Origin of the sequence: Chryseobacterium cucumeris (genome assembly GCF_001593385.1) — a bacterium.
Taxonomy (GTDB): domain Bacteria; phylum Bacteroidota; class Bacteroidia; order Flavobacteriales; family Weeksellaceae; genus Chryseobacterium; species Chryseobacterium cucumeris.
The window spans coordinates 948,142-972,539 of the sequence record NZ_LUVZ01000001.1; the positions used below are offsets into that span (position 1 = coordinate 948,142).

At 36.6% G+C, this 24,398-nt stretch carries 21 protein-coding genes; 11 read left to right on the forward strand and 10 right to left on the reverse strand.

Going from position 1 to position 24,398, the window contains the following annotated elements; translation table 11 throughout:
- Window positions 1–18 precede the first annotated feature (18 nt).
- Both galE and A1704_RS04260 read right to left on the reverse strand, forming a co-directional pair.
- Window positions 19–1,041 carry a UDP-glucose 4-epimerase GalE gene (gene galE, locus A1704_RS04250; protein ID WP_062670772.1) on the reverse strand — a complete coding sequence of 341 codons (1,023 nt, stop codon included), beginning with the start codon at window positions 1,039–1,041 and terminating at the stop codon, window positions 19–21.
- Window positions 1,042–1,529: 488 nt separating this feature from the next.
- Window positions 1,530–2,654, reverse strand: coding sequence for a DegT/DnrJ/EryC1/StrS family aminotransferase (locus A1704_RS04260; protein ID WP_062670775.1), 1,125 nt, complete (start codon window positions 2,652–2,654; stop codon window positions 1,530–1,532).
- Between the two features lie 88 nt (window positions 2,655–2,742).
- On the opposite strand from A1704_RS04260, the gene A1704_RS04265 reads away from it, so the two are divergent.
- Window positions 2,743–4,344, forward strand: coding sequence for a S8/S53 family peptidase (locus A1704_RS04265; RefSeq protein WP_062670776.1), 1,602 nt, complete (start codon window positions 2,743–2,745; stop codon window positions 4,342–4,344).
- Window positions 4,345–4,563: 219 nt separating this feature from the next.
- Here A1704_RS04265 and A1704_RS04270 read toward each other — a convergent pair whose 3' ends face one another.
- Window positions 4,564–7,098 carry a phosphoenolpyruvate carboxylase gene (locus A1704_RS04270; RefSeq protein WP_062670777.1) on the reverse strand — a complete coding sequence of 845 codons (2,535 nt, stop codon included), beginning with the start codon at window positions 7,096–7,098 and terminating at the stop codon, window positions 4,564–4,566.
- A 222-nt stretch (window positions 7,099–7,320) separates the two neighbouring features.
- On the opposite strand from A1704_RS04270, the gene A1704_RS04275 reads away from it, so the two are divergent.
- Window positions 7,321–7,725 carry a hypothetical protein gene (locus tag A1704_RS04275; protein WP_062670778.1) on the forward strand — a complete coding sequence of 135 codons (405 nt, stop codon included), beginning with the start codon at window positions 7,321–7,323 and terminating at the stop codon, window positions 7,723–7,725.
- A gap of 37 nt (window positions 7,726–7,762) precedes the next feature.
- Window positions 7,763–8,368, forward strand: coding sequence for a hypothetical protein (locus A1704_RS04280; RefSeq protein WP_062670779.1), 606 nt, complete (start codon window positions 7,763–7,765; stop codon window positions 8,366–8,368).
- Between the two features lie 168 nt (window positions 8,369–8,536).
- Here A1704_RS04280 and lpdA read toward each other — a convergent pair whose 3' ends face one another.
- Window positions 8,537–9,937, reverse strand: a complete 1,401-nt coding sequence (gene lpdA, locus A1704_RS04285) for a dihydrolipoyl dehydrogenase (protein WP_062670780.1) — start codon at window positions 9,935–9,937, stop codon at window positions 8,537–8,539.
- A 98-nt stretch (window positions 9,938–10,035) separates the two neighbouring features.
- Here lpdA and A1704_RS04290 point away from each other — a divergent pair, with 98 nt between their 5' ends.
- From A1704_RS04290 to A1704_RS04305, 4 genes are all read left to right on the forward strand, one after another.
- The gene (locus A1704_RS04290; RefSeq protein WP_062670782.1) at window positions 10,036–10,455 is read left to right on the forward strand and encodes a winged helix-turn-helix transcriptional regulator; all 420 of its coding nucleotides are present in this window, start codon (window positions 10,036–10,038) and stop codon (window positions 10,453–10,455) included.
- A 137-nt stretch (window positions 10,456–10,592) separates the two neighbouring features.
- On the forward strand, window positions 10,593–11,756 hold the full coding sequence (locus A1704_RS04295) for an iron-containing alcohol dehydrogenase (RefSeq protein ID WP_062670785.1): 1,164 nt from the start codon (window positions 10,593–10,595) through the stop codon (window positions 11,754–11,756).
- A 225-nt stretch (window positions 11,757–11,981) separates the two neighbouring features.
- Window positions 11,982–12,443, forward strand: a complete 462-nt coding sequence (locus A1704_RS04300; RefSeq protein ID WP_062670787.1) for a lipocalin-like domain-containing protein — start codon at window positions 11,982–11,984, stop codon at window positions 12,441–12,443.
- A 64-nt stretch (window positions 12,444–12,507) separates the two neighbouring features.
- A complete protein-coding gene (locus tag A1704_RS04305) occupies window positions 12,508–13,164 on the forward strand; it encodes a GDSL-type esterase/lipase family protein (protein ID WP_062670789.1) in 657 nt (218 codons plus the stop codon).
- Between the two features lie 81 nt (window positions 13,165–13,245).
- Here the strand turns inward: A1704_RS04305 and A1704_RS04310 are convergent, their stop codons facing one another.
- The 3 genes from A1704_RS04310 to A1704_RS04320 form a co-directional block, all read right to left on the reverse strand.
- A complete protein-coding gene (locus A1704_RS04310) occupies window positions 13,246–14,598 on the reverse strand; it encodes a DEAD/DEAH box helicase (protein ID WP_062670791.1) in 1,353 nt (450 codons plus the stop codon).
- Window positions 14,599–14,748: 150 nt separating this feature from the next.
- Window positions 14,749–15,261 (reverse strand): hypothetical protein, encoded by a 513-nt coding sequence (locus tag A1704_RS04315; RefSeq protein ID WP_238590574.1) that lies wholly within the window; start codon window positions 15,259–15,261, stop codon window positions 14,749–14,751.
- A gap of 124 nt (window positions 15,262–15,385) precedes the next feature.
- Window positions 15,386–17,032 (reverse strand): ABC1 kinase family protein, encoded by a 1,647-nt coding sequence (locus tag A1704_RS04320; RefSeq protein WP_062670795.1) that lies wholly within the window; start codon window positions 17,030–17,032, stop codon window positions 15,386–15,388.
- A gap of 87 nt (window positions 17,033–17,119) precedes the next feature.
- On the opposite strand from A1704_RS04320, the gene A1704_RS04325 reads away from it, so the two are divergent.
- The 3 genes from A1704_RS04325 to A1704_RS04330 all read left to right on the forward strand — a co-directional run bounded on the left by A1704_RS04325 (window position 17,120) and on the right by A1704_RS04330 (window position 19,013).
- Entirely contained in the window at window positions 17,120–17,932 is an 813-nt protein-coding gene (locus A1704_RS04325; protein ID WP_062670797.1) for a tetratricopeptide repeat protein, read from the forward strand.
- A 125-nt stretch (window positions 17,933–18,057) separates the two neighbouring features.
- Window positions 18,058–18,222 carry a hypothetical protein gene (locus A1704_RS24695; RefSeq protein ID WP_167348771.1) on the forward strand — a complete coding sequence of 55 codons (165 nt, stop codon included), beginning with the start codon at window positions 18,058–18,060 and terminating at the stop codon, window positions 18,220–18,222.
- A 146-nt stretch (window positions 18,223–18,368) separates the two neighbouring features.
- Window positions 18,369–19,013: a hypothetical protein gene (locus A1704_RS04330; protein ID WP_062670799.1), complete on the forward strand. Its 645-nt coding sequence runs from the start codon at window positions 18,369–18,371 to the stop codon at window positions 19,011–19,013.
- A 61-nt stretch (window positions 19,014–19,074) separates the two neighbouring features.
- Here A1704_RS04330 and A1704_RS04335 read toward each other — a convergent pair whose 3' ends face one another.
- A complete protein-coding gene (locus A1704_RS04335) occupies window positions 19,075–20,577 on the reverse strand; it encodes a carbon-nitrogen hydrolase family protein (protein ID WP_062670801.1) in 1,503 nt (500 codons plus the stop codon).
- Between the two features lie 90 nt (window positions 20,578–20,667).
- Between A1704_RS04335 and A1704_RS04340 the strand changes: the two genes are divergently transcribed.
- Window positions 20,668–21,054, forward strand: coding sequence for a hypothetical protein (locus tag A1704_RS04340; protein ID WP_062670803.1), 387 nt, complete (start codon window positions 20,668–20,670; stop codon window positions 21,052–21,054).
- Window positions 21,055–21,430: 376 nt separating this feature from the next.
- Here the strand turns inward: A1704_RS04340 and guaA are convergent, their stop codons facing one another.
- Both guaA and purD read right to left on the reverse strand, forming a co-directional pair.
- Window positions 21,431–22,960, reverse strand: coding sequence for a glutamine-hydrolyzing GMP synthase (guaA, locus tag A1704_RS04345; protein ID WP_062670805.1), 1,530 nt, complete (start codon window positions 22,958–22,960; stop codon window positions 21,431–21,433).
- 173 nt (window positions 22,961–23,133) lie between these two features.
- Window positions 23,134–24,372 (reverse strand): phosphoribosylamine--glycine ligase, encoded by a 1,239-nt coding sequence (gene purD / locus A1704_RS04350; RefSeq protein WP_062670807.1) that lies wholly within the window; start codon window positions 24,370–24,372, stop codon window positions 23,134–23,136.
- Window positions 24,373–24,398: the final 26 nt, after the last annotated feature.

Consider the following 24,398-nt stretch of genomic DNA (forward strand, 5'->3'; position numbering starts at 1 on the left):
GCATTTCTCAATGCTAAGTTATGAATTTCTGGTGTTCAGATATTTTTGCCATTCCCAAACTGTTCTTAAAGCTTCTTCAAGCGATGTTTCAGACTTCCAGTGAAGTTCTTTCTCAGCTTTATCCGGGTTGGCATATGCAATAGTGATATCCCCTTCCCTTCTGGCACAGATCTGATAAGGCACTTCTACATGATTGGCTTTTTCAAAAGCTTTTACCACTTCCAGTACAGATGAACCCTTTCCTGTTCCCAGGTTGTAAATATCTATCACAGCATCCGATGAAGGATCCTCTATCAGTTTCTTTAATGCCGCAACATGTGCTTTTGCCAGGTCAACAACATAGATATAGTCACGAACGGCCGTTCCATCCTCTGTAGGGTAATCATCACCCCAGATATTCAGTTTCTCACGAACTCCGGAAGCCGTCTGCATCACATAAGGTACTAAATTATTAGGAATCCCTATCGGCAATTCTCCCAGTTTTCCTGAAGGATGTGCTCCGATTGGATTAAAATATCTTAATAGTGATATTTTACTTTGATAGGCTTTTGCAAAATCAATCAGGATCTGTTCTCCCATTTGTTTTGTTTTCCCATAGACACTTTCAGGGGTTTTCAACGGGGTATTTTCATCTATCGGCATTACATCTGCCTGTCCGTATACCGTACATGATGAGCTGAAAATAAAGTTGGAGATCTTTCTTGCTTTAAATTCCTGAAGAATATTAATCAAAGAAAACAGATTATTCTCATAATAATCAACAGGAATGATCTGGCTCTCTCCTACCGCTTTAGAGGCAGCAAAATTGATACAGCCATCAATCTGATGAGCATCAAAAACCTGAGTAAGAAGTTCTTTTCTTCTTAAATCAAAAGGATAAAAAACAGGCTTCTTACCTGTAATGTCCTCAATATTTTTTAAAATAAATCTTTCCGTATTGGATAAATCATCTACAATAACCACTTCAAAGTCGTTATTGAGAAGTTCTACAACAGTGTGAGAACCAATATATCCAAGTCCGCCGGTAACAAGTATTGCCATTTTTTTATCTTTTGCGCTTTCTTAGTCTTCGTTTTTTCCTATATTTTCTATTTCATTGATTCCTGTTTCTTCTATCTCACTCTTTTTATTAAGATAAAAAATATAAAAAACAATAAAACCTATAACTCCTGTATTAAAAGTAATTACAAAGTTATAATATGAGTTATTAACATAAGTTTTAACCAGGGTATATTCGGCATAACAAACCAGAATAAAGATCATTACTGCAAAAAAATTGAGGATAGTTTTTGCCCGTTTTATTCTAAAATAAATGATCCCTCCTGAAATTAAATTTATGATAATATAAAAAGAGTATTTTGCGACATTTTCATAAATACTCTCTTTATAATATGTGGAATAAGATGAGGAATTATAAGACTTCAATGTATTTATGATATAGATTGAATACAGCCCCACAATAAAAAGGTGAAATCCTAAAAAGAATTTATATTTTCTCCCTTTTAAAAAAAATTCCTTCATACTTATTTTTATCCCATAAACTCAAGCACTGCATCCGTAATATACTTCAGCTGTTCTTCGTCTAATTCTGTATGCATTGGCAACGAAATTACCTGATCCAAAAGCTTATCTGTATTCACAAAGTCTGCAGCGTTGCTTTCCTGGAAGTATGCTTTTTGCTTTCTTAATGCTACCGGATAATAGATCATTGCAGGAATTTCTTTTTCCGCTAAAAACTTCTGAAGCTCATTACGTTTTCCATTCAGAATCCTTAATGTATACTGGTGGAATACGTGAGTAGAGTTTTCCGCTCTTTTTGGAGTCAGGATATTCGGGTTCCCTTCAAAAGCTTCATCATAAAAATCAGCTGCTTTTCTTCTTGCTTCGTTGTAAGAATCAAGATGAGGAAGTTTCTTTCTTAAAACCGCAGCCTGAATACTGTCCAAACGTGAGTTTACTCCTACCTCATCATGGTAATATCTTTCGTACATTCCATGGTTTACAATTCCTCTTAAACGGTGAGCTAATTCATCATTATTGGTAAAGATAGCACCTCCGTCTCCGTAACATCCCAGGTTTTTGGAAGGGAAGAAAGAAGTGGTTCCCACAGTAGACATTGTTCCTGCCTGTTTTACACTTCCGTCAGAGAATGTATATTCTGAACCGATTGCCTGAGCATTGTCTTCAATAACAAATAAATTGTGTTCTTCAGCAATTTTTAAAATTTCCTCCATATTAGCGCACTGTCCGAAAATATGCACCGGAATTATCGCTTTTGTTTTGGGCGTAATTGCTTTTTTAATCTGTTCAGTAGAGATTGTGAATGTATCATAATCTACATCTACCAGTACAGACTTTAATTTAAGCAGGTGAATAACTTCTACTGTAGCAGCAAAAGTAAAATCAGCTGTTATAATTTCGTCTCCTTCTTTCAGATCCAACGCCATCAGGGCAATCTGTAATGCATCTGTACCATTGGCACACGGAATAACATGTTTTACGTCTAAATAAGACTCCAATTCATTCTGGAAAGACTTTACTTCAGGACCGTTAATAAATGCCGCAGAATCCATTACATTCAAAACTGCATTGTCTACATCATTCTTTATTTTGTAATACTGACTTTGCAAGTCAACCATCTGAATTTTTTTCATATACTAAATATTTCTGTAAAAATAAGGAATTTAAAATCCTATCAAAAATTTTATTGATTTTGTTTTTATCTTTATACAAATAAATTTTATGAAAAAACTTTTACTCTTTTGTTTCCTAACTGGTTACCTTGCCGTTTCCGCACAAACGGAGCTCGTCTTTGTTTACTTCACGGATAAGCCTAATAAAGCTGCTTTTTACGCCAATCCGCTGTCGGAACTCAGCCATAAATCACTCAACAGGCGTACCGCGCTGGGAATTCCCCTCAATGATCAGGATGCTCCTATTGAACAGTCTTATCTTCAGAATCTTCAAAATTTGGGATTTGTTGTTACGGATTATTCAAAATGGCTTAATGGTGCAGCAGTTAATGCTACTCCTGCACAAAAAACATTACTTCAGGCTCAAACTTATGTTTCCTCTGTTGAAAGTTTTGCCAGAAACAGTTCTGCTACTGTGAAACCAGCACCAGGAAAATGGAAAGACGATGCTAGCATCAATAAAATACTTACCAATTTTAATTACGGTTCCGGAGCCGGACAAATAGATCAGGTGAATATCCGGCCGCTTCATCTGGCAGGCTATACGGGAACAGGAATTTCCATAGCGGTGATTGATGCCGGATTTCCAACGGTGAATACAGGTGCTGCTTTTTCAAGATTGTGGACCAATAATCATATCAAAGCCTCTTATGATTTTGTAACCAAAACCGGAGACATCTACAATGCATCTCTCAGTACTCATGGCTCCGTCGTGTTAGGTGCTATTGGCGGATATCTTCAAGACGTCTTTGTAGGAGCTGCACCTGATGCTGACTTTTATCTTTACCGCAGTGAAAATGCTACCGTAGAGATTCCCGAAGAAGAACTCTACTGGATTGAAGCTGCTGAGGAAGCAGATCGAAAAGGAGTAGAAATTATTACTTCTTCACTAGGATACAATGTTTTTGACGAAAGCCGTTACAATTATACATATGCCAATATGGACGGGAATACTTCATTTATTGCCCGCGGAGCAGGTATTGCCGCTGACAAGGGTATTTTTGTTCTTGCTGCTGCAGGAAACTCCGGACAACAGCCCTGGCATTACCTTATGACACCCTCTGACAATGCAAAAGTATTTTCTATCGGATCTGTAGATTCAGCCGGAAATGCATCCGGATTTTCTTCTTTCGGGCCTAATGCTCTCGGGGTGGTAAAACCGGATGGAAGTACCCAGGGAACCGGTACGACAACCGTTTATGATAATGCTACCTTAATCGTGAATGGAACTTCAGTTGCTACTCCTATTGCTGCCGGCGGCGTTGCATGTCTTATTCAGGCATTCCCAACAATGAACAGAGAGCAGATGAGAGCAAAGCTGAGACAAACGGCTTCACTTTATCCTGCCCATACCGATCAGACAGGATTTGGTATTCTTAATTTCGGAAGTTTATACAATCTGGTTCTGAATACCTCTGAGACTGTAAAAAAAGCCCAGTTCTCCATATTCCCGAATCCTGTAAAAAACATCCTGAATATTGCGTCAGAGCAAGAAGTTCAGACGTTAGAAATATATGATAACCTGGGAAGACTCATCAGGAAAAGCAACAACCAGAAATCTATAAAAGTGGAAGATTTTTCCAAAGGAACTTATTATCTGAAGATTCAGATGAAGGATAAGGTTTTCTACGAAAAATTCTTAAAGGAATAATTTTGTTTCTCGCAGATTATTCAGATTGAGCAGATTTAATACAACATAAACATCTGTACAATCTATGGGAGATATATTACTATTTTTTGTCGTATTACAACATAAAAATAAGTTTGAGCTAAAGCTCATTGAATGGTTTATAATAAAAAACGGGCTAAAGCCCGTTTTTTATTGATATTGATTATCATTTCGTTATGATCATTCTTATTAAAAAATAGCTTATGCAGAGTTTCTGCTTGCATTAATATTCCCGAACAGTGAACGCGTTACCAGCTTTTCATAAGCTTCTTTGTTGCCTTCTCCTTTCTGAATCTTCATTAAAGCATATTGCTGAATACTCAGCAACGGAAGTACAATCTTCTCGCGGATCTTCACCGATTTTCTGGATAACGGATCTTCTTCCTGAAGCATTTTAAATCCTGTCAGTTCCAGCATAATGTCTCTGGAAAGCTCATATTCATCGAAAAGTACATTCCAGAAAGCACCGAACTTCGGATTATTTTTGATATAGTAAGTCAATGGGAAGTAAGACTTGTTCATACTCATCATGGAGTTCAGAACTAAAGTCTTAAAGAAATCTGACCCTTTGTAAAGTTCCCTTACCTCTTCAAATCTGCCCTGTTCTTTCATCTTTTGCATTGCATATCCAAAACCGAAGAACCCAGGTACGTTCTGCTTCAATTGTGACCATGATCCTACAAACGGGATGGCTCTCAGATCTTCAAACTTCAGTTCGCTTCCGTTTCCTCTTTTTGAAGGCCGGCTACCGATATTCGTTTTTCCGTAATATTCAAGCGTACTCATTTCCTGCAGATAGGGAACAAACATAGGATGCGCTTTCAGATCTGAATATTTTTTATAGCTGATATCCGCCAACTCAATAATCAAAGCTCTTTCTTTTTCGGTAAGTTCTTTTTTTGAATTTTTGAATACGTCATTTTCTACACCGGCGGTCAGAAGCTGTTCAAAGTTGTATTTTGCCTGTTCTTTATTTCCAAAAATACTGGTAATCGTCTGCCCCTGAATTGTTAGTTCTATTTTATTATTCGCAATTGTTTTTCCCTGAGAAGCATAGAAATCGTGGGTCTTCCCTCCTCCTCTGGCTGGTGGTCCGCCTCTACCGTCAAAGAATACCACTTTAATATTATTCTGCTCGGAAAGTTTTGTCAGTACTTCTTTGGCTTTATAAATTTCCCAGTTGGCTTTTAAATATCCTCCGTCTTTGGTTCCATCTGAGAATCCAAGCATGATCGTCTGCTGATTTCCTCTTTTTTCAAGATGCTTTTTATAAACAGGATTATGATACAGCTCATTCATTACATTTTCTGCATTGGCAAGTCCTTCCATGGTTTCAAAAAGCGGAACAATATCCATATTGATCGCTTCATCCCGATAACCGCAGATTTTAAAGAAGGCATATACATTCATAACATCTTTTACCGCGTCAGAATTGGAAATAATATAACGGTTCATTCCTCTCAGTCCGTTCAGATTCTGGATTTCTGTAACCTGAGAAACCGTTAATAAAGTATCTTTTACAATATCTTCGAAATCCTCCGCATGTACCGTTTCTGACATCTGAATCAGTTTACTGAACTTCTGTTCATAACCAGCCTCTTCATTTCCGTAAACTTTTGCATATACCTCATCAATAACTTTCTGATGAATTCTGCTGTCCTGGCGAATATCCAGCGTAGCAAAGTGAGTTCCGAAGATCATCACACGATCCCTGAAATTGACCAAAAGATCTAAAAACAAAGAATTATGCTCATTGATCAATATTTTTTCTGCCTCATTGGCTTTCTTTAAAATATCTTCGGCTTTAATGCTTTTCCCGTCAAAAATGGCAGCATACAGCTCTTCACTTAACTGGGTCAACACTTCGGAAACACCTCTGAAACTTAATCTTCTTCTGATAAATTTCAAATGGCTGTAATAAGACTTCAGAATGGCTGAGCGAAGTTCTTCCGCTACTCTTTTCGTTACCTCTGCGGTTACAAAAGGATTTCCGTCTCTGTCTCCTCCCGGCCAGAAACCAAGCTGGATAATATCTTCATGAAGGTGAAAATGTCCGTTTCCAAAAGTCTTTTTGATCTTTGTAAACAGTTCACCGATGGTATCATAATACACATATCTCAGGTAAGAAATAATGCTTAGTGCTTCATCTATCGGAGTAGGTTTTTCTTTATTGACAAAAGGAGTCTTCCCCAGCTGCTGCAGAAGCATATCAATCTGCGTCACTGAATCACCTGTAATCGCTCCTCTCAAATCCTGAATAATTCTTTGTACCGAACTTGGATAAAACTGAGTGGGGTGCGCAGTAAATACAACCTTAACACTGAAATCTTTCAATTTCTCGCGTACTTTTTCAATTTTATGATCCTGAAAAGAACGCTCAAAGAGGTTGGTCACCGTTCCATTATCACTTTCTGAATGGAGATTAGGAAATGCAGCATCCTCAATACTGTCAAACAAAACTACCTGTCTTTCTATATATTGTATGATCTTGAAAAGCAGTTCAAGTTTCTGCTCTTCGTTCTGAAGATCGGTATGGTTTTTAAAGAATTCTTCGACGATATCTTCAGGAGTTTTTCCTGCTTCATAACCGGTCCTGCTTTCCTCATAAAGAAATGGAAGCAGCATTCCGATATTCGTCATTTTATCATAAGGCAGGCTCATAAATAATGAATTATAGATCTGGAACTTATTTTCCACAATCTGCCTGAATTTTTCTGCGCGTTGGTCATGTATCATATTAACAAATGTAAGCGATTTTGAAATTAATTTAATTGACAAATGACAAAAATAAAAGATGAAAACTATTTTTTAAAAAATTTTATAAATACTTTTTCCAGAGTAAACAAACGATTAACTATGGAATACTTGTATAGGTTTTAAAATTATAGAAATCCATTTTTACTCATTCAGATTTAATATAATTTTGATTAATTTTACTCCTCACACCATCCATCATCCATGAATAAAATATTTACTTTTTTACTCGTAGCCCTTCTTTTCATCTCTTGTGAAAAAGATTGTTACAATCCACCTCTGCCGATCCTTTTTAAGTTTGTGGATTCTAATGATGAAAATCTTATTGCCAATGGAACATTGACCACTTATTCAGTTCAGGACGAAGATAACAATAGTGTCCAACTATCCAAAACATCTGACAATATGATCATTGTAGAAAATGTAGGTGCCTATAATGGAACAAAAAAGTATAAATTCTTTTCTAATATTAAAGACTTAGACTTTTCAATACAATCATCAGAATTTAACGGAGGGTGTGATGGCTATCAAATTAATAAATTAACGTTTACAGGTATAGATATTGATGTAACTGCTGAAAAAGGATATTATAAAATTGTACTGGAATAATTCTCTTTCTTACATTTGCACCGGAAACCCACTCTCTATGAAAATAATCATCACATTTTCCCTGATTCTCTCCAATCTGTTTTACAGTCAGATCAAGGTTCCCGATGATTATAAAAAAATTCCTGATATCCTCGGTACCGTAGAATATCTCTATCCTTTCATTGTTCCTGATAAAGACTATGCTTACTGGCGTGTTCTGAGTAATGATGCGGACTATGAAAAATCAGTACTCTATGAAAGCCAGGCTCCCGATTTTATGACCATCAATGAACCAGTTCCTGAAAAAGGTTTTTTCCAGAAGTGTATTGGGAACAACTGCTTCTCATACATTCTGGCATGTAAGAATGAAAGATCGGTTTACTTTTCCAGTGAACAGCAGTTAAGAGATTTTATCGGAACGGTAGACAATCTTCCGGAGGCTATTTTACTGGCTAAAACGTATGGGTATTCTGTGGATACAAGCAATCGCTTTACCGGATCATATAAAATTGAAGACCGCTATATTTCAATGTACCTCATGCAATCTAAGGGTTGTCCGGCTGTGAAAGAATCTTTTTGGGTTAAAATCAACAGAAAAACAGGAAAACTGGAGGCAAAAAGCAATGGCGTGTATGCGAAGGATGAAAACTGTAATTCTTTGTGATTCTTTTAAAAACGCAAATAATCCATTAAGATTTTTTAAATTGATAAGGATAGTTAAGGGAATGCCTAAAGCTATTGTATTGAGCTTTGCTTTTTATTGTCATCTCAGATGAATCTTAATTATTCTTACATTCTTCAAAAATCTTAATGGTTCAAATTTAATAGTACTTCATATATTAATTGCTCCCTGTCCTGAAGCAATCAAATAAGCCTCTTTTAAAGTTTCAGAATAGGTTGGATGGGCATAGGAAATACGGAACATATCTTCTGCAGTCACCTCATATTCCTGAGCGATAACACCCTGAGCAATCAAATCTGCAGCTCTGGCTCCAATGATGTGAACTCCCAGCACTTCGCCATATTTCGGATCTACCAAAACTTTAGCAAAACCTTCCATATCCATTGAAGCACGGGCCCTTGCACTGGCAGAAAATGGAAATTTCCCTACATTGTATGCAATATTATTTTGTTTCAGATATTCTTCGGTATATCCTACTGAAGCTACTTCCGGCCACGTGTACACTACTGAAGGAATGCGGTTATAATGAATATGACGTTTTTGTCCGTTAATGGTTTCCGCTACAAAAACACCTTCTTCTTCCGCTTTGTGAGCCAACATTGCTCCACCAATAACATCTCCTATTGCATAGATAGCAGGCACTGAAGTCTGATTGTTTTCATTTATTTTAATAAAACCTCTCTCGTCCAGCTGTACATCTGTATTTTCAAGACCCAAACCTTTTACATAAGGGCTTCTTCCCACTGCTACCAATATATAATCTGCTTCCAGTTCACCTTCTGTTCCGTTTTTATCTTTAAAAAAGACTTTGCCCTTAGAGCCTACATTCTGGGTTTTATATACAGATTGATTGAGACGGATATCAATTCCTTCTTTTTTAAGAATCTTCTGCATGCTTTTTCCTAACTCATGGTCCATGGTGGAAATCAGATGATCGGCATATTCCAGAATAGTTACTTTCGTTCCGATGCGGTTGAAAATAGACGCCATTTCCACTCCTATCACTCCACCGCCTATGATTACCATAGATTCCGGTTTTTCCTGCAAAGAAAGGGCTTCTGTGGAAGTAATAATCCTTTTTTTATCAATATCTACTCCTGGAATAGTTGATGGTTTTGAGCCTGTAGCAATTATATAATGCTGTGCAGTAATCTCTTTAATTTCAGATTCACTGAGAATTTTTAGGGTAGAATTATTGATGAAACTTGCTGTCCCTTTTAACCTTGTAATTTTATTTTTATTCATTAAAAAGTCCAGCCCTCCTGTATTTTTTGAAACCACCTCTGCTTTTCTTTTATACATTTGGGAAAAATCCAGTTCAATAGTATCCAGCCTAATCCCATGTTCCTTGAATTGATGCTGTGCTTCAGCATAATGATGAGTGCTGTCCAATAATGCTTTAGTCGGAATACAGCCCACATTGGTACATGTTCCTCCCAATGTATCATACTTTTCTATAATCACGGTTTTGTATCCCAACTGGGCACTTCGTATCGCCGCTACGTATCCGCCGGGTCCTGAGCCAATTACGGCAATGTCATAATGATCCATTTGATTTATTAATTTTTATGATTAAATTTACTTGCAAAATAAAAGCAAAATTAAAACAAACACTTTCATTTTGCAAGCATTATTTTAAAATTAACAAAATGAGTAAAAAACGATCCGACTGCCCGATCAGCTGTTCACTGGAAATGTGGGGTGACAAATGGTCTCTGCTTATTATTAGAGACCTTATGCTGAAAAAGGAATGTACTTATGGTGACTTTCTTAAGGCAGATGAAAAAATAGCTACCAACATTCTGGCCACAAGACTGCAAAACCTTTTAGACAATGGGATAATTGATAAAAAAGACCATCCGGACAGCAAGTTGAAAATTCTTTATTTTCTGACTCAGAAAGGGATTGATCTTATCCCCGTGATCGTTGAAATCAACCTTTGGGGTGATCGGTATCTCACGATCCCTGATGACCGGAAAAAATTATTGGAAGAGATCAAAAAAGATAAGGAAGCCTTTATAAAAAGAGCAAAAGCCTATCTTTCTCCTGAAACATCGCATTTGGATTAGAAAGCAATAAAAAAACATTAATCAAAGAAGTTCAAAGCAATAGCTTTCATAAAAATGAATAATAGCAATTTTAAAATTTCATTAACTCACTTTTCCTTTTTCATTCCGTAAATTTGACTTAAAATAAATTTAGAACAATGCTTAATTTCGAGTTTAAAAATCCAACAAAAATACTTTTCGGGAAAGGTGAAATCGCTAAAATTTCCAAAGAAATTCCTCAAGATGCAAGAATATTAATGATTTACGGTGGCGGAAGCATCAAAAATAATGGTGTTTACGATCAGGTAAAAGAGGCTTTAAAAGGACATGAATTATATGAGTTTGGCGGAGTTCCTGCCAACCCTGAATATGAAGTTCTGATCAGTGCTTTAAATTTTATCAAAGAGAAAAATATTACTTACCTTCTCGCTGTAGGTGGCGGATCTGTGATTGACGGCACAAAATTCCTTTCTGCAGCAGCCAATTATGACGGTGAGCCATGGGATATCCTGAGAAAGTCGGTAAGAACATTTGAAGGAGAAGGAATGCCTTTTGGAAGCATTCTGACACTGCCTGCAACAGGTTCAGAAATGAATTCCGGATATGTGATCTCAAGAAGAGAAACCCATGAAAAATTATCTTCGGGAGGACCAGGACTTTTCCCACAGTTTTCTGTCCTGGATCCGGAAGTGATCAGAACTATCCCTAAAAACCAGATCGTGAACGGAATCACTGATGCCTACACTCACGTTTTGGAACAATATATGACTGCTCCTTCTTCTGCAGACCTTCAGGAAAGAATTGCAGAAAGCATTCTGATCAGCCTGCAGGAAACTGCTCCTAAAGTATTGGCTGATGATTTCAACTACGATGCTGCCGGAAACTTTATGTGGTGCTGTACAATGGCTTTAAACGGTCTGATCCAGAAGGGAGTGATTACAGACTGGGCAGTACATGCAATGGGGCACGAGCTGACGGCTTACTTCGGTATTGATCATGCAAGAACACTGGCAATTATTGCTCCTTCTCATTACCGTTACAACTTTGAAGATAAAAAAGGAAAACTGGCCCAGTACGCTGAAAGAGTTTGGGGAATCAAAGACGGAAGCGTAGAGGAAAAAGCTGAACTGGGTATTAAAAAACTGGAAGAATTTTTCCACAGTCTTCACATCAAAACCAAGCTTTCCGAATATACGGAAGACTTTAAAGGAACAGCTGAAAAGGTTGAAAAAGCCTTTACAGAAAGAAACTGGCTGGGACTTGGAGAATACAAAAAACTGACTCCGCAGGATGCTTATAAGATTGTAGAAATGAGTTATTAAGGGATTGGGGATACAGGGCACGAGGTTCGAGCTATGTTATTTCGAGATTCGGATGACAGTGTTTATATTAATTTTAAAGTTGAATATATAAACCCTGAAACTTGTATCTCTCATCACAATATTCATAAAATTATTTAATTTACAAACATTCGTTTAAAAAATCATTATTTCATTATAGATATTTCAAATTTATTTATATTTTAGCATATTCTTAAATTTGTGAAAATGAAAAAACAGCTACTTTTATTTGCCTTTTCTGCCCTGGCGCTTACTTCTTGTAAAGATGATAATCTTGAAGCTTATGATATGGATATCATGAAAGGAGATTGGAAGGAAGTTAAAAGGGAAGTAATTTCCGGAAAAGATAATAAAACAGTGCTTTATACTGAAACGTTAACCGGATGTGCAACCAAAAATACTCTTTTCTTAAGAACAGATTATTATGTGAGCTACACGGCGTATACGGGAGAAGGGGCCAACTGTACTCCAGCTCCCAAAACTGAAGGAAGATATACCTACGATGCCGATTCAAAAATTATTGGAATTAAACTTGGTGACGAAGGATCTGTCAATTACAGAATTGATATGTTAACAGCCAAAGATCTTAAACTTGCCCAGCAGTCAGGGATCTTTGATATGGATGGAGATAAAATTCCGGATATCCCTTACGTTACCTACAAAAGATAAAATATAAACTCCCGCTAATCGGGAGTTTTTTATTACTTTTATATCTAATTTAAAACTGAATATAATGAAGAAGATTCTATCAGCATTTCTATTGCTGTACTTTGCTATTGCCTTTTCTCAGGAAAAAAAACCGATGTTCTGGCAGGACATCCAGGAGTTTAAAAAGCTGGATCAGCAAAATCCGCCTCAAAAGGATGCTATTTTATTTATCGGAAGTTCCTCATTCACCAAATGGACGGATGTAGCGGATTATTTTCCCGGCAAAACAATCATCAACAGAGGTTTCGGGGGATCCAGACTTACAGACCTTAATGATTTTGCAAATGATCTCTTAGCACCTTACCAACCCAAACAGATCATTATTTACTGTGGTGAAAATGATTTTGCCGACAATCACCAGCTAAAAGCAAAAGTGGTTGTAGACCGATATAAAGCTTTCTACAAAAAGATACGTGAAAGATTTCCTGATATTGAAGTAGATTATATCTCTATCAAATACTCACCAAGCCGCGAAGTGATCTGGCCACAGATGAAAATTGCCAACAAAAAGATTGCTGCTTTTATGAAAAAAGAACCTAATGCAGAATTTATTGATGTAACTAAGGCTATGGAAGATGCTAATGGAAATGTAAGAAAGAATATTTTTGTTGAAGATATGCTTCATTTTAAGCCGGAAGGATATAAAATCTGGGCCAGGATAATCACTCCTTATTTGAAGTAAACTCAACCCATAACAAAAAAATAATATCAAATTCGATTAAAAATAAAAAAACGATTCCTGAATTGGAATCGTTTTTTTATTTTATTTCTTTCTTTTCGACTTTGATATTGCTTTCTGCTGCGCTCTGTTGGCTCCAAACTTCTTAGGAGCTTTTCTTTTAGAAGGTCCACCCCAGTTTTCTTTGGTATTTTTAGCCTTTTTCTCGTGAAATGCTCCGCCTCCTTCGTTCAGTTTTACCTGTACAGGATTTTTCATCACTACCTGATCTTCTTCGGCAGCAATCTTCTTAGGATTGATCTTAACACCTTCAGGGAATTCATTAAATTTCAATTCCTTATCCATCAACAGCTCGATATCAAGCAGTAAAGGTTCTTCTTTTTTCGTTACAAAAACCAAAGCTTTTCCTTCTTTATCTGCTCTACCCGTTCTACCGATTCTGTGGATATACTGCTCGGGAACTTCAGGGGTCTCAAAATTGATGACATGCGTAATGTTTGAAATATCAAGACCTCTTGCCATGACATCGGTAGTAATCAAGCCTCTGATCTCTTCATTCTCAAACCTTTTCATCGCTTTTAGTCTGTAATTCTGCGATTTATTGGAGTGAATCACATCAAACTGTTCAGGGAAAAGTTCATCGATTTTAGTAAAGAGCAGATCAGCATGCCTTTTATTATTGTTAAAAATCAATACTTTGGACATATCTGTATCATTCTTCAGCAAATGTTCAAGTAAATTGATTTTAGTATTAAAGTTTTCAACTTTGTACCCTGTCTGTTCAATTTTTTCAAGTGGAGTTCCTGATTTTGCCAATGAAATTTCTACCGGACTTGCAAAATATTCATCCAACATATCATCTACTGCTTCTGTCATAGTAGCTGAGAAAAGAATATTCTGTCTTTTCTCCTTCATCATTTCAAAAATGTGGGTAAGCTGTGGTCTGAAACCAAGGTTAAGCATCTCATCAAATTCGTCAATGATCAGCTTCTGAACTTCCTTCAGAGAGATTGCATTGTCTATGGAAAGGTCCATCACTCTTCCCGGTGTTCCTACCAGAATATCACAACCATCATTGAACAATAGTTTTTGAGTATTGATATTTTTTCCACCGTATACTCCGATTACTCTTGCAGTAATATTTTCCGTCAGTTTTTCAAGGATTTCAGTCACCTGTACTACCAATTCTCTTGTAGGAACAAGCACCAAAACAGTTGGATTTCCTGTCTTACTGTATTTCCATGTTTTCAGAACGGGTAAAAGATAAGCCAATGTTTTTCCGGTTCCGGTCTGTGCAATTCCCATTACATCCCTTCCCGAAAGAATAGGCTTTAAGCTCTTTTCCTGAATGGGAGTAGGTTCAAATAATTCCAGATCCGCTAAAACATCAAGAATTTTAACCGGAAGGTCAAAATCCGCAAAAGTGAGTTTTTCCATTTTGCAAAGATAGGTATTTAATTACAAGTTGAAAATTTGAGTTGGCAGATATTAGACAGCAGGTTGCAGAGAGTAGCTATCTGATTATAGGGAATTACTACCAAATACACTGATGTTTCTAGCAACAAATAACAACCAGCAACAAATTAATTACTCATTTACCTTTACACTATTGACTTTGATTTTAATATCATCATCTTCCCATTTACTGGAGGTAACAATAACATATCCTTTCTTTTTAGGATCTTTTTTGATGGGGAATTGATCCTCTTCCCACTGATTACAATGCGTTGAAATAGAAGGCAATAATGGTTTCCAGCCCGTTTTACTTAAAGTATACACATAAAAAGGATGCCAGCAGCTGGTACACCAATTGGGATAAAATCCGATCTCTTCCTTCCCATCACCATTAAGATCTCCCAAATTATACAGACTTCCCTGGTTTGCAGGTGTAATGGTTATAGGTTTTATGTTTTTATCACTGAAATAAATGGTTGTTTCGCACTTTCCTTCACATTCGTCACCACAGTCGCTGACTTTTGTATAGGCGTATTCTTTTGTTCCGTTTCCGTCAAAATCTCCCTGAAGTTTCTCTTCACGTCCCTGTTGAGCCATACAATATGAGCTGAATAAGGTGATTGTTGTTATAATAAGTGTTTTCATTGTTGGTTTAGTTACGAGTTTCGGCGTTCGGGTTACGATTTATAAGTTAAAAGTTAAAGATTTTACAATTTTTCATCCTGCATTATAACGTCAACTATGCAAGTCAAATCACATAATACGTGTATTATTTTCTGGTTACTCTTAGCAGGAGGATTATAACTAAAAGGATTGAAAAGATAAAGCCTAAAACTGCTACTAATGAAAGTTCTCCGATTCTTGGTCCGGACTCGGAAGAAAAGACAATGGCTGTGGCAATGATATTTGCTCCTAAAACCATAGCCAGAATCAGATTGATGACACTGGATTTGATCAGTTGGTTGGTCTTATCTATATTTTTGATTTCACTGGAAACCGTAAATTTATTTTCATCCAGCTTTTGAAGAACGGAACGGAGCTCTTTCGGAATTTCATCCACATTATCCGTGAAATTCATCATCCGGTCCATCCCTGTTTTCAAAAGATTTTTAGGACTGATTTTCTTGGTAAAAATCTTTTTGGTGTAAGGGTGAAGACTTTTAACAATATCAAGATCAGGATTAATACTCCTTCCCACTCCTTCTATCAGGCTGATTCCTTTGAACAGAAGATAGAAATAATCCGGCATATAAAGCCTGTTGTCTTTCAATATATCCTTCATCTTGTTGATAATCACCTGTACATTGATATCCTGTAATGACGAGCTGTGAACAAAATTCAGAATATCATCCACATCATTTTCAAACCTTCTTTCGTCCGGAATTTCATAGCTTATGGCCATTTTTTTGAGTGAACGGACTATTTTATGCGAATTTTTAGCGACAAAACTGACAATAAGATTTTCAAGAATTTCTTTATCATTAGGCTGAATTTTCCCTACTGCTCCGAAATCGATGAAAACAATTCTGCCGTCTTTTCTTACTAAAATATTTCCGGCATGAGGATCGGCATGGAAAAACCCATAGTCTAAAATCTGTGATACAAAGAGTCTCAATCCTGTTTCTGAAACCTTTACAGGATCGATATCATTGGCCAAAAGAACAGATTTATCGGTTACTTTGATTCCATCAATAAATTCCATACAAAGAATATTGTTGTTGGAAAATTCTTCGTACACTTTAGGAACGTATGTTTCTTTATTGTTCTTAAAATTCAGACGGAACTGCTGGATATTATTTTTTTCATTGATCAGAGAGACTTCTTCGAGTAAAGATCTTTCAAAGGTAGAAATAGCCTGTTTCAGATTGAGTTTTTCTCCTATCTCCGAATAAGTGGATATCAGCTTTTCAATATCTTTAATCAACAGTAAATCATCTTCAATGACAGACTGAACATCAGGTTTTCTCAACTTTAAAATTACCGGACTGCCATCCAACAGAACAGCTTTGTACACCTGTGCAATGGAAGCCGTAGCCAAAGGCTTTTTCTGAATTTCACGGAAATAATCTTTGACGGAAATATTGAATTCACTTTCCAGCGCTTCTTCCACATCCATATCTACCGTATCCACTTTGTCCTGAAGTTTTTGTAACTCCTGGATCAATTCCGGCGGCAATAAGTCTTCCCTGTTACTAAATGTCTGACCCAATTTTACAAAGGTAGGTCCCAGCTCTTCTAGAGCGAGTCTTATTCTTTCATAAACGGTTCCTTTTGAAATGATTTCATCTGAATGACCAGAAGCTTCTTCCTGCTTATTTCCATTCATTCTAGCCAGAATATCTTTGAATCCATATTTACTTAATACGGAAATCAGTCTTGCGGATCTTTTCAGTTTTCTTTGAGGCTTGTCAAACATAGTGTATCAATAGTAGGTGCAATTTACTCCAAAAATTGTTCCTATTTTTTATTAAATTCGAGAACAAAAACAATAATAACTTCACCTATGAAAAAAACTATACTCTTGTTCTTTTTCCTCATTATTTCCTCCATCCTTTCAGGGCAGTCTAATTACAACCTTGGATATGCGGAATATATTAATGAACATTACAAAGAAGCAATCTCACTTTTTACTAAGGCCATCGAGAAAAAAGAAAAAACTTTTGACTCTTATCTTTACAGAGGAATGTCTTATTTATATTTGGAGGATATTAAAAATTCGAAAGAAGATTTTGATAAAGTTCTTAAACTGGACCCCAAAAATCGCAGGATCTATTCTTTTTACGCTACTTATTATTCCTCTCTGGCCGATTTTGGAAAAGCACTGGAGTATTATAATATTGCGATAGAGAGAGATCCTTTAGACTATGATTTATATAGTGAAAGAGGGGGCGTTAAAGCAGAACTGGGAATGTATAATGAAGCTTTGGCTGACGCCAATATTTCAGTAGAAAAACAACCTAAAAATTTCAGCAATTATCTGAACCGCGGATATATAAAAATGCGAATGGATAATTATTCTGAAGCTATTGAAGATTTCAATACATCATTGTCCTTAAAAGAGAGCCAGAAAGGATTTGGAAACAGAGGGGCGGCTTTTGCCTTGCTAAAACAATATGATGCTGCGCTTAAAGATTTAGAAAGATCCCTGCAATATAATTCTGACGACCCAACGGTTCTTTATATTCGTGGGGAAGTGCTGCTAGCTATGGGGCAACAGGAAAATGCATGTAAAAGCTTTCTTAAAAGCAGGCAATTTGGAAATACAGGGATTGATGATGTCATTTCCCAGGCAAAATGCACAGAGCTTAAAAATTAAAAAATTCACACATAATCAATATTTTAAAGGATAATATACATCAATATTAATAAAAACGGGTGGTATATTATAAAAATTAATATATTTACAACGTACAAATTAAAACAAATCAAAAGTATTAGAACATGAAAAATTTACGAAACAACAAACTTTCAAGAGAACAGTTAAAAGGAATTGCAGGAAGCGGAATCATTATCGGAAACTGCTCAAACCAATGCTGCCCTACAGACGGAAGACCAAAATGTACTGGACTGATCTGCCCTGCTGTAGTATGCCCTCAGTATATGTAAGACCAGAGTTTATACAGAATTATACGGTACCCGAAGAAATATTCTTCGGGTATTTTTTTTACCCTGAAAAATCCCTATGTACTTCAATTTCTGGCATATTATTTCCATCTGAAAAGAAAAAAATACAACTCTATAATTACAACACTATGTTAAAAAAAATTATTTCAGCTGGTCTTATTTTATCAGCAGTTATGTTTACAACACAAGTAAAAGCACAGGTAGCATCAGCGAGATCTATTGCAGAAGTGGCCACAAAAGAAATGAGTTATTTAGGGCTTACAGAATCACAGGCAAATAAGGTTACAGAGATCAATAAAATGACAGCAGATGCTCTTATTGCTCTTGATAACAAAGCCGGTGACAATAGCAGTTCCCAGAATAATAAAATGATTGCTGACGAATTTGTAAGCATAATTGCCCAGCGTCATCAGGCGATGGAGCAGATTCTTACTCCTGAGCAGATGGCTGTAGTAAAGCAAGACAGAGCAGAAAAGATTGCTCTTTTCAGAACATTGATTATGGTTCCTATTCTGGATCTGACTGAAAGACAGGTTGAGCAGGTATACGAGATCAACTTCAAAGGAGTACAGAAAGTTCAGAAAGATTTTGGAAAGCGTCTCAACAAGAAAAATGCGGGTCCTGAAGATGCTGACAGCAATAAGGCAAAAAAGGTTATTATAAGTGATTTTAAAGTCCTTGATAAAGATTTTAAAAAGATATTAAGCCCGGAACAATATGAGGTTTATAAAAACAATCAGGATTTAATCAGAGAATCTGCTAAAAAAGGATAGTTCGGTCCGTTTGGATAGTAAAATATCTGCGGCAGCTCCGTTGGAGCTGCCGCAGATATTTTTATTTAAGGTAGGTTTCGTAAAGGTCTTTTCTTCGGTCTTTCATTACCTGAACAGAACCGTTATGATGGAGATCTTTCAACAGATTCAAATCTACATCTACAATCAGGGTCATTTCTGTGTTGGGAGTAGCTTCTCCTTTCACGGCATTGGATGGAAAGGCAAAATCGGAAGGGGTAAACACCGCTGCCTGTCCGAACTGAATATCCATATTGTTTACCTTCGGAAGGTTTCCTACACAACCGGCAATGGCAACGTAGCATTCGTTTTCAATGGCTCTTGCTGCGGCACAGTGGCGTACTCTCATGTAGGCATTCTGAGTGTCTGTAAGATAAGGAACAAACAGAATCTTCATCCCCTGATCGGCCAGAATTCTTGGTAACTCCGGAAATTCCACGTCATAGCAGATGACAAGACCTATTTTTCCGCAGTCGGTATCAAAAACTTTGATTTCATTTCCACCCTTCATTCCATAATATCTCTTTTCGTTTGGAGTAATATGAATTTTTCTGTATTCATCCATACGGCCGTCACGGTGAAGAAGATAGCTTACGTTGTACAATTCATTATTTTCAAAAACAGGCATACTTCCCGAAATAATATTGACGTTGTAACTGATGGCCAGCTCTGAAATTTTTTCTTTGATTTCCTCTGTCAGCTTCGCCAGCTCTATCATACTGTCCCTTTCGGAAAGATTATTGAAGGGAGCCAGTAAAGGCGTGTTGAACAGCTCAGGGAAAAGGACGAAATCAGATTTGTAATCTCCCATTACGTTTACAAAGAATTCTACCTGCTCGTAAAAAGCTTCAATATCTTTAAAATGCCTCATCTGCCATTGCACCAATCCGAGACGGATAATGCTATCCTGCATGGTATTCGGTTTTCTGCTGTAATAAATATTGTTCCATTGCAAAAGAACTGCATTTTCTCTTGAAGCTTCATCTTCCGGAAGATATTTTTTCAGGATTTTTATCGGAAGAAAATTATTGGAAAGCTGGAAAGACAATACCGGATCATAGATCTCCTTATCTCTTACTTTTCGGATATAATTTCTTGCAGAAAGTTCGTGGCTGTATTTGTGATAATTCGGGATTCTGCCTCCAAGAATAATCGATTTCAGGTTTAATAACTCACAAAGTTCTTTTCGTGCATCGTACAATCTTCTTCCCAAACGTAGTTCCCGAAACTCAGGATCTACAAAAACTTCAATTCCGTAGAGAACATTCCCCGTTGAAGTATGGGTATTGAATGTATAATTTCCTGTAATATCACTATAGGTATGGTCGTCCCCGAATTCTTCATAATTGACGATAATGGAAAGCGCTACAGCAGCGAGTTTTCCGTCAACCGTGATACAAATTTGTCCGTTAGGGAATATTTTTGTCAGTTTATCAATACTTTTTTTGGACCATATAGACTCCGACATCTGTGGGTAGGCCCTTTTCATCGTTTCCGCCAGTTCATCATAATCCTGAAGGGTCAGGTTTCTTGTTTCTATTTGCATTTGATGTAATTTTACTTAAATTTAGTGAAAATATTTTACTTAAATCCTTATAGATAACTACTTCCCCAACTATTTATACAAAATTTAACAGTGGATATCACCGAAATTTTACAAGCAGCAGTTCACTCAAATAATTATTGGAAACACTCTGATTTCAGTTCTGTAATCGAGGCGCTTTCATTTCCTTATCGCACTGATATAGAAAAGGAATCAGAAAAAATTGCTATTCTAAATTTGGGAAATAAAACTGTGGGATATATCTGTCTGAATTATCCTCTGATTTTTATAGAAAAGCTATATGCTTTACAGGTAAAAAATATTCTGCATACATTTCGTGATATAGAATATATTATTGTCGATACGCTATCTAATCCGTATTTGACTGTAGATCCTGATATTTATAATGCTTATTTTGATTTTATAGAAAACCTGAATGCTTTTTCTGCGGAAGATTTTTATTTTTACAATGTAAATTAAAAATCATTCTTGTCCGATTAAATTAAATTTTTATTAGTTGATGAAACCATACGCAGTAATTTTACTCATAAGCGTCACCATTATGTTTATTTTAAGAATCTTTTATGCTGATACATCAGTCAATGTTTCGCATAATTTAAACTTGTTTTTAGCATCTGAAATAAAACCCCAGGAAGCAAAAAGTTTTATTTACTTCTATTTAATAGGTACTATGTTAACAAGTTATGTCATTTTCCATAAACATATACTCTTCAAGCTGATATATTGCTTGTTAATTGCTTTAAATATTTTACTGATCATTTCTTCATTGAAACAGTTTTAACAAAAAAATCCTACCCAAAATGGGCAGGATTTATATTTAAATTCAAGTCAAAAATTATTCCCACTCAATCGTTGCAGGTGGTTTGCTTGAAATATCGTAAGCTACTCTGTTGATTCCTCTTACTTCGTTGATGATTCTGCTGGAAACGGTATCCAGGAACTCGTAAGGAAGTCTGCTCCACGTTGCCGTCATAAAGTCGATGGTATTGGCAGAACGAACTACAGCTGTATATTCGTAAGTTCTTTCGTCACCCATTACTCCTACAGATTTTACAGGAAGAAGGACTACAAATGCCTGAGATACTTTTTCGTAAAGGTCATTTTTGTATAATTCTTCGATGAAGATATCATCCGCTTCCTGAAGGATTCTTACTTTCTCAGCATCTACCGCTCCCAATACTCTGATTCCTAATCCAGGACCTGGGAAAGGGTGTCTGTATACCAGGTGATGAGGAATACCCAATTCTTCTCCTACTCTTCTTACTTCGTCCTTGAAAAGCTCTCTTAATGGCTCTAATAATTCGAATTCCATATCTTCAGGAAGTCCTCCAACGTTGTGGTGTGACTTGATTACTGCAGATGGTCCATTAACAGACTGGCTTTCGATAACGTCAGGATAAATGGTTCCCTGAGCTAAGAACTTAGCACCTTCAATTTTGTGAGATTCTTCGTCAAATACGTGGATGAATTCGTTTCCGATGATTTTTCTCTTTGCTTCAGGATCGTCTACTCCGGCTAGTTTTGAAAGGAATCTTTCTTTAGCATCCACCATTTTAATGTTCATATGGAAATGCTCTCCATACTGATCCATTACTTTTTTCCCTTCATCCTTTCTCAATAATCCCGTATCTACGAAGATACAAGTCAACTGATCACCGATGGCTTTGTGGATCAAAACAGCGGCTACAGAAGAGTCTACACCTCCTGAAAGTCCAAGGATTACTTTGTTGTCTCCTACTTTCTCACGGATTTCCTCAACTGTTTTTTCAATATAGTTAGTCAGTTTCCAGTTTTTCTCTGAGTTACAGATGCTGAAAACGAAATTTTCAAGCATTTTCCCTCCTTCTTCTGTATGAGAAACTTCCGGGTGGAACTGAACGCAGAAGATTTTTTTGTCTTCATTGGAGATAGAAGCAATTACGCCTGATTTCGCATTTAATTCAAAACCTGCAGGCAATTCTCCTACTTCGTCAAAGTGGCTCATCCAAACAACAGAGTTCTGAGTAACTCCTTTTAATAAAGAGCTTTCTTTAACGATCTCTAAGTTGGCTTTACCGTATTCTCCTTTCTCTCCTTTGTTTACTTTTCCTCCTAAAAGGTGAGCCGTCATCTGCATTCCGTAACAGATTCCCAATACAGGAACTCCCTGCTCGTATAATTCTTTCTCAACCAGGTGAGCATTTTCTGCATTTACAGAACTTGGTCCACCGGATAGGATGATTCCTTTTGGCTGTTTTGCTAAAATATCTTGTAATGGTGTATTGTAAGGCAAGATTTCAGAGTACACACCCATCTCACGGATTCTTCTTCCGATAAGCTGGTTGTACTGGGATCCGAAATCTAAAATAATAATACCGTTGTTCATTTTTGATAATTGATAAATGATGATTAAATTAAAAGCTTTAAGCTATAGGCTTCAGGCAATAAGCTTTCTATAACGCAATAAGCATGCTGCCTGTAGCCTAAAGCTTATTGCTTACTTAACTGTTTTACAAAAAAAGACTTGGATTAGCTCCAAATCTTTTTTCGTGATTTTTATTAAAACTTTCCGATGTCTTCTCTATAGAAGCCGTAATCGAAATGTACGTGACCTGCGTCTTCGTAAACTTTCTTGCGGGCATCTTCGTAAGTAGCTCCTGTAGCCACAATGTTCAGTACTCTACCGCCATTGGAAACTACTTTATCACCTTTGGTGACAGCTCCTGCGTATAACAGTTTACTGTGTTTCAGTTTGTCTTCTCCTGTAATTTCGAAACCTATTTCGATATTTCTCGGATATCCTCCTGAACACATAACAAGGCAAACTGCTTTTTCGTCTTTAAACTTAAGCTCAATGTCTTTTCCTTCCATACAATCCTGAATCACATCCAGAAGATTGTTTTCCATCAACGCCATCAATACCTGAGTTTCAGGATCTCCGAATCTCATGTTGTATTCAAGAAGGTAAGCTCCGTTTTTCGTTACCATCAATCCGAAGAAGATGATTCCTTTAAATCCGAAACCTTCAGCTTTAAGACCTTTGACAGTAGGTTCTAAGATATTTTTCTCAAAATCTGCATAGTGCTCCTGAGTAAATTCCGGGCTTGGTGCTACTGAACCCATACCTCCTGTATTAGGTCCTGTATCTCCGTTTCCAGCTTTTTTATAGTCTTTTGCTGCTACACATGGAAATAATTTTTCTCCGTTAGAGAAAGCAATGATAGAAGCTTCAAAACCTTGTAAATATTCTTCAATAACTAAACGAATACCAGCATCACCATAGATTCTTCTGATCATGAAATCGTGGATTGTGGCTTCAGCTTCTTCAAGGTTGTCACAAATAACAACGCCTTTTCCGCCAGCTAAACCACTTGCCTTGATTACCAAAGGATACTGCTGTGTCTGCACATATTCTTTAGCTTCATTATATGAATCAAATACTACAGCTTTAGCTGTTTTGATATCATAGGTCTGCATAAATTTCTTAGAGAAAGCTTTACTTCCTTCCAGGCTCGCTACTTTTTGAGTAGGCCCGAAAACCTTAAGATCATGCTTTTTAAATTCGTCCTTGATACCCGCTACAAGAGGAGCTTCCGGACCTACGATCGTAAGATCAATTTTTTCTTTAATAGCGAAATCTCTAAGTTCTTTGATTTCTGATAAATGAACATTTTTCCCTATTACATCGGTAGTAGCATTCCCGTTGGCAAAAAACATTTTAGAAATTCTTGAGTCATTCTGAAGCTTTGCCGCTAAAGCAGATTCTCTACCGCCTTCACCTATGATTAATATTCTCATACTTTATTTATTATCTAGTCTTAATT